A 13,741-nucleotide genomic window follows, 5' to 3' on the forward strand; every position below is an offset into this window, starting at 1 on the left:
ATGACCGTGTGGGACGACCTCGTCGGGCAGGAGAAGGTGAGCGAGCTGCTCGCCGCGGCCGCTCGGGACGCCGACGCGCTCGTCACCGCGGCCTCCGCGAACGAGCCGCCGCCGGAGACGTCGAAGATGACGCACGCCTGGCTGTTCACCGGCCCGCCCGGCGCGGGCCGGAACCAGACGGCGCGCGCCTTCGCCGCCGCGCTGCAGTGCGTGAGCCCCGACCGCGCGCTCAGCGGGACGCCGGGCTGCGGCTTCTGCGACGGCTGCCACACGGCGCTGATCGGCACCCACGCGGACGTCAGCACGGTCGCCGCCGTCGGCTCCGAGATCCTCGTCAGGGACATGCGGGACACCGTCCGCAAGTCGTTCACCGCCCCGGCGACCGGGCGCTGGCAGGTCATCCTCGTCGAGGACGCCGAGCGGCTGAACGAGAAGTCGGCCAACGCCGTCCTCAAGGCCGTGGAGGAGCCCGCGCCCCGCACGGTGTGGCTGCTGTGCGCCCCGTCGATCGAGGACGTGCTGCCCACGATCCGCTCCCGCTGCCGCCACCTGAACCTGTGTACGCCCTCGGTCGACGCCGTCGCCGACATGCTCGTACGGCGCGAGGGCATCGAACCCGCCGTGGCGACGGCCGCCGCGCGCGCCACCCAGGGGCACGTCGACCGGGCCCGCCGCCTGGCCACCGATCCGGCCGCCCGCGAGCGCCGCGCGGCCGTGCTGAAGCTGCCGCTGCGCCTGGACGAGGTCGGCGCCTGCCTCAAGGCGGCCCAGCAGCTCGTCGACGCGGCCGCGGAGGATGCCAAGCAGCTCGCCGAGGAGATGGACGGCAAGGAGTCCGAGGAACTGAAGGCGGCGCTCGGCGCGGCCCAGGGTGGACGGCTGCCGCGGGGCACGGCGGGCGTGATGAAGGACCTGGAGGACATGCAGAAGCGCCGCAGGACGCGGACGCAGCGCGACAGCCTCGACGTGGCCCTCGGCGATCTCACCGGCTTCTACCGCGACGTCCTCGCTCTCCAGCTCGGCTCGCGCGTGGCCCTCGCCAACGCGGACGCCGAGGAGGCGCTGCAGCGGCTGGCGCGTGGCAGCTCCCCGGAGTCGACGCTGCGCCGTATCGAGGCCATCGCCGCCTGCCGCGAGGCCCTCGACCGCAACGTGGCGCCGCTGCTGGCGGTGGAGGCGATGACGATGGCGCTGCGGGCCGGGTGACCGGGCGCCAGGGCAGGGTGACCTGATCAGGGCCGGTTGACGGCGTGCGTCACCCGTACGAGCCACAATATGCACGCAGAGCTTCCGCGTGGATGCGCAGCGTTACGCTCGCGTGATGCACACCAGGCGAACCCCCCGCCATGCCCGGGCCGCGGCACGTTCCAAGGTCACCCTGCTCGCGGCCGTCGCCGCCCTGCTCGCGTCCGCCTGTTCCGCCGGGACCTCGACGACGGCGGCAGGCAATGCGGCGCAGGCGGTGCTGGCCGCGCTGCCCCGAGCGACACCGTCCGCGCTCGCGCCGTACTACACGCAGAAACTCCGCTGGCGCGGCTGCGGAGCCCCCGGCTTCGAGTGCACGACCATGAAGGCGCCGCTGGACTACGCCGACCCCGCCGCGGGCGACGTGAAGCTCGCCGTGGCCCGCAAGAAGGCCGCGGCCTCGGAGTCGGCCGGCGCCAGGGGCAAGCCGTACGGTTCGCTGCTGGTCAACCCGGGCGGTCCGGGCGGCTCCGCGATCGGCTACCTCCAGAGCTACGCCGGCGTCGGCTACCCGGCCGAGGTCCGCTCGCACTACGACATGGTGGCGATGGACCCGCGCGGCGTGGCCCGCAGCGAGCCCGTCGAGTGCCTCAGCGGGCCGCAGATGGACACGTACACGCAGGTCGACACGACGCCCGACGACCACGCGGAGACGGACGCGCTGGCCGGGGCGTACCGGAAGTTCGCGGAGGGCTGCGGGGCGCACGCGGCGGGGCTGCTGCGCCATGTCTCCACCGTCGAGGCGGCCCGTGACATGGACATCCTGCGCGCGGCCCTGGGGGATCCGAAGCTGAACTACGTGGGGGCGTCCTACGGGACCTTCCTCGGGGCGACGTACGCCGGGTTGTTCCCGGACCGGGTGGGCCGCGTGGTCCTGGACGGCGCGATGGACCCGACCCTGACCGCCCGCAAGCTGAACCTGGAGCAGGCCGCGGGCTTCGAGACCGCGTTCCAGGCCTTCGCGGAGGACTGCGTACGGCAGCCCGACTGCCCTCTCGGCGGCAAGGGCGCGACGCCCGCCCGGGTCCGCGACCGCCTCGCGGCCTTCTTCCGCAAGCTCGACGCGCATCCGATCCCCGCCGGTGACGCGGACGGCCGCAAGGTCGGCGAGGCCCTCGCCACCACCGGGGTGATCACGGCGATGTACGACGAGTCGTCCTGGCCGCGGCTGCGCGAGGCGCTGACCTCGGCCATGAAGGAGAACGACGGCGCCGGACTGCTCACCCTCGCCGACAGCTACTACGAGCGCGACGCCGAGGGCCACTACGCGAACCTGATGTTCGCCAACGCCGCCGTGAACTGCCTGGACCTCCCGCCCGCCTTCGACACCCCGGAGCAGGTCGAGAAGGCGCTGCCCGAATTCAAGCGGGCCTCCCCGGTCTTCGGCGAAGGCTTGGCGTGGGCGTCGCTGAGCTGCGCGTACTGGCCGGTGAAGCCCACGGGCGCACCCCACCGGATCGAGGCGAGGGGTGCGGCGCCGATCGTGGTCGTGGGCACCACCCGCGACCCGGCGACCCCGTACCGCTGGGCTCAGTCCCTGGCCCGCCAGCTCTCATCGGCCCGCCTGCTCACCTACGATGGCGACGGCCACACCGCCTACGTCCGCGGCAGCCGCTGTATCGACTCCGCGATCGACGCCTACCTGCTCAAGGGCACCCCGCCGGCCGACGGAAAGCGCTGCTCGTAACCCCGCCCCACACCCCGGGAGCCCGCCTTCCGGAGCGTGTTCGGAGCACCCCCGGAAACTGTGTAGACTTACCGACGTTGCCGATCGCACCATAGTGCGGACGGCGCGCCGCCTTAGCTCAGATGGCCAGAGCAACGCACTCGTAATGCGTAGGTCTCGGGTTCGAATCCCGAAGGCGGCTCAGCGAAAGGGCCAGGTCACGGCAATCCGTGACCTGGCCCTTTGGTTTGTGTCGGGACCGGAGGTCCGGGATCGTGCGCGGCGGCAGGCCGGAGGGTGGCTCCGGCCTGCCGGGGTCGTGGGGGAGGGGGCGTCAGGACGCCGTGGCCATGTCCTCGCGGCTCAGGGAGTCGAGGGTGCGGCCGAAGTCGCGGGTCGAGAGCAACAGCTTGTAGATGATGGCGAGTTCGAAGACCAGGAGCAGGGCGCCGGAGGCGATCGTCACGGTGGGTATCGCGTTGAAGAGCGGGCCGACGATGAAGACGCCCATCTGGAACTCGATGCCGCTGATCACGTGGGTGCGGATGCGGTGGCGCAGCAGGAAGGACCGGGCCCGCAGGTAGAGCGGGAAGCGGTGGCGGAACTCCTGGTGCAGGTCGATGACGTTGGCCCGGCCCGGCTTGGCGGCGGTGGAGCCGTTGTCGGAGGTGACCGGCTGGGTGGTGTCGAGAATCTCCCCGGACGTCGCTTCCAGCGTCTCGCCGGAGGCGGCGGCCTTGCCGAGGTCCTGCTCGATGTCCGCCTCGGGGTTCTCGCGGAGCAGATCCTCCATGAAGGCCACGCGCGAGGCGTTCTCCGCGCGGCGGGCGGCGCGGATGCGGGCCTTGATCTGGCGGCGCATGGTGTGCCGCGTCTTGAAGATCTCCAGCGAGTTGATGTAGCGGAGGCCGTCGAGGAAGACGACGACGGTCGCCAGCCACACGTAGATGATCTCGCCGGTCTGGTGGTACTGACCGGCCATCAGCGCGACCGCGCAGGCCATCACGCGGATGCGGTCGAAGATGTAGTCCAGCCACGCGCCGAAGACGGAGCCCTGGCCCGTCAGGCGGGCCACCTTGCCGTCCATGCAGTCGAGGATGAAGCTCAGGTGGTAGACGAGCGCGCCGGCGATCAGCCAGCGCCAGTCCCCCATGGCGAAGCAGCCGGCGGCCCCCAGGCCGAGCAGGAGCGCTCCCCAGGTGATCTGGTTCGGCGTGATCCTCGTGCGCATCGCGGTGAGGCGCACCAGGGGGGTGGCGACGGGGTCGACGAGCAGCACCGTCCACCACGCGTCACGCTTCTTCTGCGTGATGCGCCGGACCTCGGCGAGGGGTGGAATGTCCCGGCGGGGGGTTGACATGCTGCAGCGTCCTAACGTTCGAATGAGGTTCAAGTCACGTTAGGGAGGCCTTTACGCGAAGTACAAGATCCTGGTTGTGCAACCTTGTGGGGAGGGTAAGAGTCGTACTCCATGCCCCGGTCCATGGGTGTCCTGGATCCCGGACGCGTCATTTGGCGTCCGCGTAGCACTCCACCACGGCCGTCGTGAACGGAAAGTGCACCGGCGTCGGTCCGAACGTCAGCCGGCCCGCCAGATCGGCCGCCTCCCGGATGGCCGCGGCCACAGTGGCGGCCTCCTCCTCGGGACAGTGCACGATCACCTCGTCGTGCTGGAAGAAGACCAGTTCGGCCGCCAGGTCCGCGCAGGTGCGCCGCAGGGCGGCGAGCATCAGCAGGGCCCAGTCGGCGGCGCTGCCCTGGACGACGAAGTTGCGGGCGAAGCGGCCGCGGGCGCGCGCGTTGGTCGAGGCGTAGCCCGGCACCCAGCCGTCCGCGGCCGGTTCCTCCGGATCGCCCTGGGGAAGGCCCGCCTCCTCGGCCGCGTCCCCGCCCGCGCCTGCCGCCGGCGGGCAGGTCCGGCCCAGCCAGGTGCGCACCAGCCGGCCCTCCTCACCGGCCCGGGCCGCGTCGTCGACGTACGCCACCGCCTGGGGGAAGCGGCGTCTGAGGGCGGCGAGGTTCTTCAGGCCGTCGCCGGAGGTCTGGCCGTAGACCGCGCCGAGCACCGCGATTTTGGCCTGGTCGCGGTCGCCGGAGAAGGCGCGGTCGGAGACGGACTGGTAGAGGTCGCTCTCGCGGCCGGCCACCTCCATCAGGCCGGGGTCGCGGGAGATCGCCGCCAGGACGCGCGGTTCCATCTGGTCGGCGTCGGCCACGACCAGCCGCCAGCCCGGGTCGGCGACCACGGCCCGCCGGATCACCTTGGGGATCTGCAGCGCGCCCCCGCCGTTGGTCACCCAGCGCCCGGTGACCGTCCCGCCCGCGAGGAACTCCGGCCGGAACCGCCCCTCGCGCACCCAGTTGTGGAGCCAGGACCAGCCGTGCGCCACCCAGATCCGGTACAGCTTCTTGTACTCCAGCAGCGGCTTCACCGCCGGATGGCCGAGGGACTCGATCTCCCAGCGGCGGGTGGATCCGACCTTGATCCCGGCCTGGGCGAAGGCCTTGACCACGTCGGCGGGCAGATCGGGGCGCACCCGGCGCCCGAACGCGGCCGACACCTCGTCCGCCAGCTCGGTGAGGCGGCGCGGCTCGCCCCCGCCCGCGTACCGCTCGCCGAGCAGATCGCGCAGCACCTCCCGGTGCACGTCCGCGCTCCAGGGCAGGCCCGAGCGGTTCATCTCGGCGGCCACCAGCATCCCCGCCGACTCGGCGGCGGTCAGCAGCCGCATACGGTCGGGGTGTTCGGCCTGATCGTGCCGCCGCTGCTGCTCGGCGTGGACCGCGGCGAGGTCTTCGAGCGGCAGATGGACACCCTGCGGCTCGAACAGCGAGGACTGCGCGCCCGGTTCGGCCGCGCGCTGCGGAGGATCGGGTGGTACGGGGGCGCCGCGCAGCCGGGCCAGAGCGGCGGCCGCCGAGCGTGGCTCGCCGTACCGCCCCTCGTGGCCCAGCAGGAGTGTCTCGGCGTCCTCGACGTCGTAGCACCGCTCCACTCGCACCCCCGTGGCGAGCAGGCGCGGGTAGACCTCGGCGGTCGACCGCCACACCCAGCGCGTCACCTCCGGCCGCTCCCGTACCGCCCCGGCGAGATCGCTCTCCCGCCGGACCGGGCCGGCGAGCAGCCCGTCCCGGCCGAGGGGGGCGAGTTCCGCGCCACCGTCCTCGGCCGGGGCGAGCACCCACCGTTCGGCCATGGACGAGAGTCTGTCAGGAGGGTCTGACAATCGCCTCTGACCTGCGGTTTCAGTCCTTCTGAGGCGCCTCGTCCCGCTGCTCCGTCAGCAGGGCGAGCACCCTGCCGATGTACTCCTCGGTCGCCGCCTTGGTGATGCCGAGGCCGCTGAGGACGCCCTGGCCGTTCTCGTGCTCCAGCAGGGCCAGCAGGAGGTGCTCGGTGCCGATGTAGTTGTGGCCGAGGCGGAGGGCCTCGCGGAAGGTGAGTTCCAGGACCTTCTTGGCGTCCGGGCCGTACGGGATCAGCTCCGGGACGTCGTCCGCTGCGGGCGGGAGCGCCGCGGTGGCCGCCTGCCGTACGACGTCCAGGAGCACTCCCTGTGCGGTGATCGCCTTCGCGGCCAGGCCCTCCGGCTCGGCGAGCAGGCCGAGGACCAGGTGCTCGGGGCGGCCCTCGGGGTTGCGGGTGGCCACGGCCTCGTTGTGCGCGGCCATGACCACGTTCCGCGCCCGCGGGGGTGTAGCGGCTGAAGCCCTGGCTGGGGTCGAGGTCGGCCGACTCCTTGGGCACGAACCGCTTCTGCACTGCCTGCCGGGTCACGCCCATGCTCTTGCCGATCTCGGTCCAGGATGCGCCCGAGCGGCGAGCCTGGTCGACGAAGTGACCGATCAGGTGGTCGGCCACGTCGCCGAGGTGGTCCGCGGCGATGACCGCGTCCTGGAGCTGGTCGAGCGGTTCGGGGTGGACCTTCTTGATCGCCTCGATGAGGTCGTCCAGGCGCACGGATGCGGTGATCTTCGAGTTGGTCGCCATGTGTCAACCGTAGGTTGCCTCTAGGGGGGTGTCAACGGCTGGTTGACAGTCCATTCAGGGGCCGGCGGTGTCCGGTTGACCGCGGGTCAGACAGTTAGTGCCGGGCCTTTATCCACAGGCTGTGGACAGCGCACGGCCCGCTGTCCGTGCGGCGTGGCACGATCGAGGACGTGACCAGCACTGCCAGCACCGTCGAGCGGGCCTTCCGCGTCTCCCTCTACGACGACACCGACACCGGGCTCGACACGGGCGCCTCCCTGCTCGCGGCCGACCCCGCCGCGGACGCCGAACTCACGCGGCGTGGCGAGGACTTCGTGGCGGCGGCCTGGCAGCGCGGCTGGCAGCCCGCCGACGTCGTACGCCTGGTGCGGCGGGAGCTGACGGACCCGCATGTGCTGCTGGCCGCCGGGCTGATCCGGACGCAGGCCGGCCGTGACCGGCCGCGCGGGCGGCGCTGGGCGGCCCAGTTGGAGGACCTGCCCGAGCACTCGATACCTGGCGTCGACCGGTTCACGCACGCCACCACCGTCCTGGAGCTGTACCGCCTGCTGCTGCGCCTGCCCGCCCTGGAGCCTCTTGACGAGGCCCCGCCCCGTCAAGGGCGGCGGGACCAGCCCGCCTCCCGCATGCTCACCCGTGTCCGGGCGCTGCTCGCCAAGGCGGAGGCGACCGGGTTCCCGGAGGAGGCGGAGGCGCTGAGCGCCAAGGCGCAGGAACTCATGGCGCGGCACAGCATCGACGAGGCCCTGCTCGCCGCGCAGGCGCCCGCGCCGGACGCGCCGGGTGCCTGCCGGGTCGGGGTCGAGCCGCCGTACGAGCAGGCCAAGGCCGTGCTGCTGGACGCGGTGGCCCGCGCGAACCACTGCCGCGCGGTGTGGAACGAGCCGTTCGCCTTCTCCGCGGTCGTCGGCTTCGAGGCCGACCTGGAGGCGGTCGAACTCCTCTACACCTCGCTCCTCGTGCAGGCCACGCGCGCGATGGCGAAGGCGGAGGCGGCGCAACGGGCGGGCGGCAGGAAGCGGACCAAGACCTTCCGGCAGTCCTTCCTGGCGGCCTACGCCCATCGCGTCGGCGACCGGCTCGCGGCCGCCGCCGAGACCCAGGTCACCCAGGACCTGCTCCCGGTGCTGGCGACCCGCGAGGTCGCCGTCACCGGGCGCATGGAGCGCATGTTCCCGGAGACCACCACGACCCGCCTGCGCGGCGTGAGCGACGAGGCGGGCTGGGAGGAGGGTGTGCGCGCCGCCGACCAGGCCCAGGTGCGGGCCCGGCCGCGACTCGGCTGAGCCGCGCCCGGTCGGCACCGATCTTCGGTCGCCGGGGCTGAACGCTCGTCAGTCGCCGGGCTGCTGGAAGGCGCTCACGGAGGCGTCGGGGGTGTTCTCGGCGGCCGTGCCGGCGACCGGGCCGTACTTCCACGGGAAGCTCTGCGTGGAGTCGGAGCCGGGCAGGGAGACCTTCACGGACTCGGCCGCCAGGCTCGTCTCGCCGCCGTCCTTGCCGCGGACGTAGGAGATGGCGAACGACGCGGAGTCGCCCTTGGCGAGCTTCAGCTTCTGCGGCTTCGCGCCCTTCAGGGCGTGGACGGCCGCCGAGGTGTCGCCCTGCTGGAGGGTGACACCGGGGAAGTGGTCCAGGGTGCAGGGGGCGCTCTGGTTGGTGATGCTGACGGGCACCTCGCCGGTGTCGCCCGCGGCCGGCGCCATGCTCGCCGGCCCGATCTCCACGGAGACCGAGCCGATCTGGCAGGCGGACTTGTCCGCACTGCCGCCGTTGCTGCCACCGGCGGCGGTGTCGCCGCCGTCGGTGCAGGCGGTCAGGGCGAGGGCGGCGGCGACGGCGGTGACGGTGAGCGGAATGGCGCGCATGAGAGTCGGTTCCTGTCGAGGTCGTGAGGGTGTCCAAGCATCATCACGCCTCGCACCCGCACCTGGTTGCGCGCCCCACCCGTAAACGCCCGGACGTTGGAACACCAGGGCCGTGCCGTGCGTCTGTCCTAGTGCCAGGAGTGGTCCGATCCGGACGATCCGGCGCGCGGACGAGCCATCGAAGAGCCCACCGGAGCCCACCGAAGAGCCCACCGAAGATCACGAACGGGATCGGCGGCGGCATGTCCTCCGAGGTCCGGGGCACACGGTGGGACGGACGCGGTGACGGGCCACCGAAGCTGTAATCGCAGCAACACTCGTCGTGCACGTGCATCTGCCCATGCACCTGCACGTGAACGAGGCTATGATCCGGCTCGGTCGACCGCAGTGACCACAGCACTATGACCACGGCACATCGACCGCAGAACCACAGCACCATTGACCACAGCCGAAATGGCCACCACAGCCAGTGCACCACCGGGGAGCGACCTGTGAACCGCGACGTCGACGGCGTAAACGGGGGGTACGAGGTGTACAACGGCATGGCCGCCACGCAACTGGTCGGCGTGGCCTGGCAGAAGAGCAGGCACAGCAACTCGCAGGGTTCCTGCGTGGAGTTCGCCCGGCTTCCCGGCGGGGACGTGGCCGTGCGCAACTCGCGCTTCCCGGAGGGCCCTGCGCTCGTCTACACGCGCGCGGAGATCGAGGCGATGCTGGCGGGCGTCAAGGACGGCGAGTTCGACCACCTCATCGCCGGCTGACGTCGTTCCTCATGGCCGACTGACGTCGTCGCTCATCGCCGGCTGACGTCGCTCATGGCGGGCCGACAGCGCCCGCGGAAGCGCCGCCGCCCCGCACGCGCGTAGAAACGCGATGACGGACGGCGCCGCCCCTAAAGACCGGCCTGCCCCTCGGGGAGCCGGAACAGCGCCCAGACCGCCTTGCCGTTGAGAGTGCCCGCGAGCGGGTACCAGCCCCAGCTGTCGCTGAAGGCGTCGACGAGGAACAGCCCGCGGCCCGACTCCGCCGAGCAGTCGTCCGGCGTGCGCGCGACCGGGGAGTCGTGACTGGGGTCGCGGACCGCGCAGACCAGCCGGTCGTTCCAGCGCATCAGATGCAGACGTACGGGCGCGGTCCCGTCGGTGCGGCAGTCGGCGTCGCCCGGCAGCGCGTGCCGCAGGGCGTTGGTGACCAGTTCGGAGACGACCAGGCAGATGTCGTCGAAGCGGTCCCCGACGTCCCACTGGCCGAGCATGCCGCGGGTGAACGCCCTTGCCTCGCGCACCGCTTCGTACCGGGCGGGGAGGGCGCAGGACGCGGCGCTCGACGCGGCCGAGGGGTCCAGCGGCGGAAGGCCCTGCCGTAACGGCTCGAGCATGGTCGATCCATTCGTCCCCATGCGAGGCACTCCCGGGAATTCGCGGTCGTTGCGATGCAGCGGTGGCGCGGGACCATGGTTTCGGATGCTCACAGCAGATGCAAGGGCAGATGCACGTGCACGCGGCCGAATTGGGCCTCCCGTACCGCTTGTTGGTTATTTTTTCCGCCACCTTCGTGTACTTGTCCGGCCTTCCCCTTGCGTCTTGCCGCGGGAAGCCTTTGATGTTTCTCCGTTTCTGTAATCGAGCGAGTACTGCTCGGAGTGTTTTAGTGGCAGACTGCGCCCTCTGAAGACGGTTGGGGAGGCTGGCGGACGTGAGTGCGGGAGAGCCCGGATCGGTGGTGCGGCGGATGCTGCTCGGCTCGCAACTCAGGCGGCTGCGGGAGGCGCGTGGCATCACGCGCGAGGCGGCGGGGTACTCGATCCGTGCTTCCGAGTCGAAGATCAGCCGGATGGAGCTGGGCCGGGTGAGCTTCAAGACGCGTGATGTGGAAGACCTGTTGACGCTGTACGGCATCGCGGACGGAGCGGAGCGCACCTCGCTCCTCTCCCTCGCGCGCGAGGCCAACGTCGCGGGCTGGTGGCACAGTTACTCGGACGTCCTGCCGAGCTGGTTCCCCACCTACGTCGGCCTGGAGGGCGCGGCCGCCCTCATCCGTACGTACGAAGTCCAGTTCGTGCACGGGCTGTTGCAGACCGAGGAGTACGCGCGCGCGGTCGTGCGGCGCGGCATGAAGGGCGCGAGCGACGCGGACGTGGAGCGGCGTGTGGCACTGCGCCTGGAGCGGCAGCGCTTTCTCGCCTCCGAGAACGGACCCGAGTTCCACATCGTCCTGGACGAGGCCGCGTTGCGCCGGCCGTACGGCGACCGCGAGGTGATGCGCGGCCAGCTCCAGCACCTGATCGACGTCTCCGAGCGGCCCAACGTCCGTCTCCAGATCATGCCGTTCGGCTTCGGCGGCCACTCCGGCGAGTCCGGCGCCTTCACGATTCTCAGCTTCCCGGAGTCCGACCTCTCGGACGTCGTCTACCTCGAGCAGCTCACCAGCGCGCTGTACCTGGACAAGTCCGAGGACGTCGCCCAGTACGAGAAGGCGATGAAGGAGCTCCAGCAGGACAGCCCGGGGCCGGGGGAGAGCCGCGATCTTCTGCGCGGACTCCTTCAACTCTCCTGAATCACAAGTAGCATGACGGCCAATCAGACCAAGGTGTCGATCTGGTTTGTTCAGGTTCGATCAGTGTTGATCGGGTGTCTGCTAGGGATTGAGGGATCACATGTCGTCGTCCTACTTCACCGACCTGGCTCAGCAGTACATCGACGGTGAGTGGCGCCCGGGCACCGGCTCCTGGGACATCATCGACTTCAACCCGTACGATGGTGAGAAGCTGGCGTCGATCACCATAGCCACGGTCGACGAGGTGGATCAGGCCTATTCCGCGGCCGCCCGCGCGCAGAAGCAGTGGGCCGCGACCAATCCGTACGCCCGCCGCTCCGTGTTCGAGAAGGCGCTGCGCCTGGTCGAGGAGCGCGAGGAGGAGATCGCCGAGGCGATCGTCGCCGAGCTCGGCGGCACCCGCCTGAAGGCCGCGTTCGAGCTGCACCTCGCCAAGGAGTTCCTGCGCGAGGCGATCCACCTGGCGCTCAGCCCCGAGGGGAAGATCGTCCCGTCGCCGGTGGACGGCAAGGAGAACCGCGTCTACCGCGTCCCGGTCGGCGTCGTCGGCGTCATCAGTCCCTTCAACTTCCCCTTCCTGCTCTCGATCAAGTCGGTCGCCCCGGCCCTCGCGCTCGGCAACGGCGTGGTCCTCAAGCCGCACCAGAACACCCCGATCACCGGTGGCTCCCTGGTCGGGAGGATCTTCGAGGACGCGGGCCTGCCGGCCGGACTGCTCAACGTCGTCATCACGGACATCGCGGAGATCGGCGACGCCTTCATCGAGCACCCGGTCCCGAAGGTCATCTCCTTCACCGGCTCCGACCAGGTCGGCCGCCACGTCGCCACCGTCTGCGCCCAGCACTTCAAGCGCTCGGTCCTCGAACTCGGCGGCAACAACGCGCTGGTGGTCCTCGACGACGCCGACGTCGACTACGCGGTCGACGCCGCGGTCTTCAGCCGGTTCGTGCACCAGGGTCAGGCCTGCATGGCGGCCAACCGCGTCCTCGTGCACCGCTCGGTGGCGGACGAGTTCACCGAGAAGTTCACCGCCAAGGTGCGCGGGCTGAAGACGGGCGACCCGAGCGACCCGGCGACCGTGATCGGCCCGGTCATCAACTCCTCGCAGGCGGACGCCCTGTCCGGCGTCGTCCAGCAGGCCCTCGCCGAGGGCGCGACGGCCCTGGTGCACGGCACGACCACCGACAACCTGGTCGAGCCGTCGGTCCTGACGGACGTCCCCGCGGACTCGGAGCTGCTGCGCCAGGAGGTCTTCGGCCCGGTCGTCTTCCTCCTCACCTTCGACGACGAGGACGAGGCCGTCCGCATCGTCAACGACAGCCCCTACGGCCTGAGCGGCGCCGTCCACACCGCCGACATCGAGCGCGGCGTGAACTTCGCCAAGCAGATCGACACCGGCATGTTCCACGTGAACGACGGCACCGTCCACGACGAGCCGATCGTCCCCTTCGGCGGCGAGAAGCACTCGGGCGTCGGCCGGCTGAACGGCGAGACGATGCTGGACGCGTTCACCACGACCAAGTGGATCTCGGTGCAGCACGGGCGCAGCGCGTTCCCCTTCTAGAAGTTCCCTCGCCGCTGCGGAAGTTCCTCAGCCGAGCCTGGCCCTCGCGGACAGCCGTTGTCAGTGGGGGCCCGTACCGTTTTCGACATCGGGCACGACGACCGTCATGCCCCGGGGGACAAGGAGCCGATCATGGTCACTCATGTGCGAGCCGAGGCGCAAGGCGACGAGCGCGGAGCGCTGCTGGCCTTCCTCGAGGAACAGCGCGGCGGCATCCGGCGGGCCGTGCTGGGGCTGACGGACGAGCAGGCCGCGAGCCGGCCCACCGCCAGTGAGCTGTCGCTCGGCGGTCTGGTCAAGCACGTCGCCGAGGTCGAGCAGCACTGGGTGGCCCTCGCCAAGGACGAGCCGCCGGCCGTGCAGCGCGACCAGTCCGACTGGCACGAGGGCTTCGTGCTGGGCGAGGGGGAGACGGTCGCCGCGCAGCTGGCGTTCTGGGAGAAGACCGCCGCCGAGACGGAGGCGTTCATCCGCGCCGCGCCCAGCCTCGAAGACACCTTCGCGCTGCCCGAGGCGCCCTGGTTCCCGCCGGGCGAGCGCGTCTCCCTGCGCTGGGTGCTCCTGCACCTGATCCGCGAGACGGCCCGGCACGCCGGCCACGCCGACATCCTCCGCGAGTCGCTGGACGGGAAGACGGCGTTCGAGCTGGTGGCCCTGGAGCAGGAGGGCTGAGCCGCCCGCGCGGCGCCCACCAGGGGGTGTCTCGTCGATCAGGCCGGGCTCGCGACGCCGGCACCTCCCCCAAGCTCTTCGAGCAGGGGGCGCCCCCAGCCGCGTTGTCGTCGGTCTCCCCCAAGCTCTCGGCTTCGCTCGAGCAGGGGGCACCCCCATAGCTCCGCATCGACGCCCTC

At 71.2% G+C, this 13,741-nt stretch carries 11 protein-coding genes, 1 tRNA gene and 1 pseudogene; 8 read left to right on the forward strand and 5 right to left on the reverse strand.

The annotated features are described in order from the left end of the window. The 3 genes from QFZ74_RS17390 to QFZ74_RS17400 all read left to right on the forward strand — a co-directional run bounded on the left by QFZ74_RS17390 (nt 1) and on the right by QFZ74_RS17400 (nt 3,113). Nucleotides 1-1,206, forward strand: a complete 1,206-nt coding sequence (locus QFZ74_RS17390; RefSeq protein WP_307621737.1) for a DNA polymerase III subunit delta' — start codon at nt 1-3, stop codon at nt 1,204-1,206. 115 nt (nt 1,207-1,321) lie between these two features. Beyond that, nucleotides 1,322-2,932 (forward strand): alpha/beta hydrolase, encoded by a 1,611-nt coding sequence (locus QFZ74_RS17395; protein ID WP_307621738.1) that lies wholly within the window; start codon nt 1,322-1,324, stop codon nt 2,930-2,932. A 107-nt stretch (nt 2,933-3,039) separates the two neighbouring features. Further along, nucleotides 3,040-3,113, forward strand: a tRNA-Thr gene (locus tag QFZ74_RS17400). A gap of 132 nt (nt 3,114-3,245) precedes the next feature. On the opposite strand, the gene QFZ74_RS17405 is transcribed toward QFZ74_RS17400, so the two are convergent. The 3 genes and pseudogenes from QFZ74_RS17405 to QFZ74_RS17415 all read right to left on the reverse strand — a co-directional run bounded on the left by QFZ74_RS17405 (nt 3,246) and on the right by QFZ74_RS17415 (nt 6,902). Next, the gene (locus QFZ74_RS17405; protein ID WP_307621739.1) at nt 3,246-4,271 is read right to left on the reverse strand and encodes a CDP-alcohol phosphatidyltransferase family protein; all 1,026 of its coding nucleotides are present in this window, start codon (nt 4,269-4,271) and stop codon (nt 3,246-3,248) included. Nucleotides 4,272-4,419: 148 nt separating this feature from the next. Next, the gene (locus QFZ74_RS17410) at nt 4,420-6,108 is read right to left on the reverse strand and encodes a bifunctional 3'-5' exonuclease/DNA polymerase (protein WP_307621740.1); all 1,689 of its coding nucleotides are present in this window, start codon (nt 6,106-6,108) and stop codon (nt 4,420-4,422) included. A 49-nt stretch (nt 6,109-6,157) separates the two neighbouring features. Next, nucleotides 6,158-6,902, reverse strand: a pseudogene (locus QFZ74_RS17415) (Clp protease N-terminal domain-containing protein). 170 nt (nt 6,903-7,072) lie between these two features. On the opposite strand from QFZ74_RS17415, the gene QFZ74_RS17420 reads away from it, so the two are divergent. Then, the gene (locus tag QFZ74_RS17420; protein ID WP_307621741.1) at nt 7,073-8,188 is read left to right on the forward strand and encodes a DUF2786 domain-containing protein; all 1,116 of its coding nucleotides are present in this window, start codon (nt 7,073-7,075) and stop codon (nt 8,186-8,188) included. A gap of 48 nt (nt 8,189-8,236) precedes the next feature. On the opposite strand, the gene QFZ74_RS17425 is transcribed toward QFZ74_RS17420, so the two are convergent. Beyond that, nucleotides 8,237-8,770: a DUF4232 domain-containing protein gene (locus tag QFZ74_RS17425; RefSeq protein ID WP_307621743.1), complete on the reverse strand. Its 534-nt coding sequence runs from the start codon at nt 8,768-8,770 to the stop codon at nt 8,237-8,239. Between the two features lie 491 nt (nt 8,771-9,261). Between QFZ74_RS17425 and QFZ74_RS17430 the strand changes: the two genes are divergently transcribed. Further along, the gene (locus QFZ74_RS17430; protein ID WP_307621744.1) at nt 9,262-9,531 is read left to right on the forward strand and encodes a DUF397 domain-containing protein; all 270 of its coding nucleotides are present in this window, start codon (nt 9,262-9,264) and stop codon (nt 9,529-9,531) included. Nucleotides 9,532-9,662: 131 nt separating this feature from the next. On the opposite strand, the gene QFZ74_RS17435 is transcribed toward QFZ74_RS17430, so the two are convergent. Further along, nucleotides 9,663-10,148, reverse strand: a complete 486-nt coding sequence (locus QFZ74_RS17435) for an ATP-binding protein (RefSeq protein ID WP_307621745.1) — start codon at nt 10,146-10,148, stop codon at nt 9,663-9,665. A 353-nt stretch (nt 10,149-10,501) separates the two neighbouring features. Between QFZ74_RS17435 and QFZ74_RS17440 the strand changes: the two genes are divergently transcribed. The 3 genes from QFZ74_RS17440 (at nt 10,502) to QFZ74_RS17450 (ending at nt 13,562) form a co-directional block, all read left to right on the forward strand. Then, nucleotides 10,502-11,326: a helix-turn-helix transcriptional regulator gene (locus QFZ74_RS17440; RefSeq protein WP_307624182.1), complete on the forward strand. Its 825-nt coding sequence runs from the start codon at nt 10,502-10,504 to the stop codon at nt 11,324-11,326. Nucleotides 11,327-11,426: 100 nt separating this feature from the next. Next, the gene (locus QFZ74_RS17445) at nt 11,427-12,890 is read left to right on the forward strand and encodes an aldehyde dehydrogenase family protein (RefSeq protein WP_307621746.1); all 1,464 of its coding nucleotides are present in this window, start codon (nt 11,427-11,429) and stop codon (nt 12,888-12,890) included. Between the two features lie 132 nt (nt 12,891-13,022). Then, complete coding sequence (locus tag QFZ74_RS17450; RefSeq protein ID WP_307621747.1) at nt 13,023-13,562, forward strand: DinB family protein; 540 nt, start codon at nt 13,023-13,025, stop codon at nt 13,560-13,562. The last annotated feature ends 179 nt before the right edge of the window (nt 13,563-13,741 follow it).

Origin of the sequence: Streptomyces sp. V3I7, assembly GCF_030817495.1 — a bacterium.
Taxonomy (GTDB): Bacteria; Actinomycetota; Actinomycetes; order Streptomycetales; family Streptomycetaceae; genus Streptomyces.

What these genes read in the sequence shown, in the direction of transcription:
- QFZ74_RS17390 (WP_307621737.1), top strand. Translation starts at nt 1, where the DNA reads ATGACCGTGTGGGACGACCTCGTCGGGCAGGAGAAGGTGAGCGAGCTG.
- QFZ74_RS17395 (WP_307621738.1), top strand. Translation starts at nt 1,322, where the DNA reads ATGCACACCAGGCGAACCCCCCGCCATGCCCGGGCCGCGGCACGTTCC.
- QFZ74_RS17405 (WP_307621739.1), bottom strand. Translation starts at nt 4,271, where the DNA reads ATGTCAACCCCCCGCCGGGACATTCCACCCCTCGCCGAGGTCCGGCGC.
- QFZ74_RS17410 (WP_307621740.1), bottom strand. Translation starts at nt 6,108, where the DNA reads ATGGCCGAACGGTGGGTGCTCGCCCCGGCCGAGGACGGTGGCGCGGAA.
- QFZ74_RS17425 (WP_307621743.1), bottom strand. Translation starts at nt 8,770, where the DNA reads ATGCGCGCCATTCCGCTCACCGTCACCGCCGTCGCCGCCGCCCTCGCC.
- QFZ74_RS17435 (WP_307621745.1), bottom strand. Translation starts at nt 10,148, where the DNA reads ATGCTCGAGCCGTTACGGCAGGGCCTTCCGCCGCTGGACCCCTCGGCC.
- QFZ74_RS17440 (WP_307624182.1), top strand. Translation starts at nt 10,502, where the DNA reads ATGCTGCTCGGCTCGCAACTCAGGCGGCTGCGGGAGGCGCGTGGCATC.
- QFZ74_RS17445 (WP_307621746.1), top strand. Translation starts at nt 11,427, where the DNA reads ATGTCGTCGTCCTACTTCACCGACCTGGCTCAGCAGTACATCGACGGT.
- QFZ74_RS17450 (WP_307621747.1), top strand. Translation starts at nt 13,023, where the DNA reads ATGGTCACTCATGTGCGAGCCGAGGCGCAAGGCGACGAGCGCGGAGCG.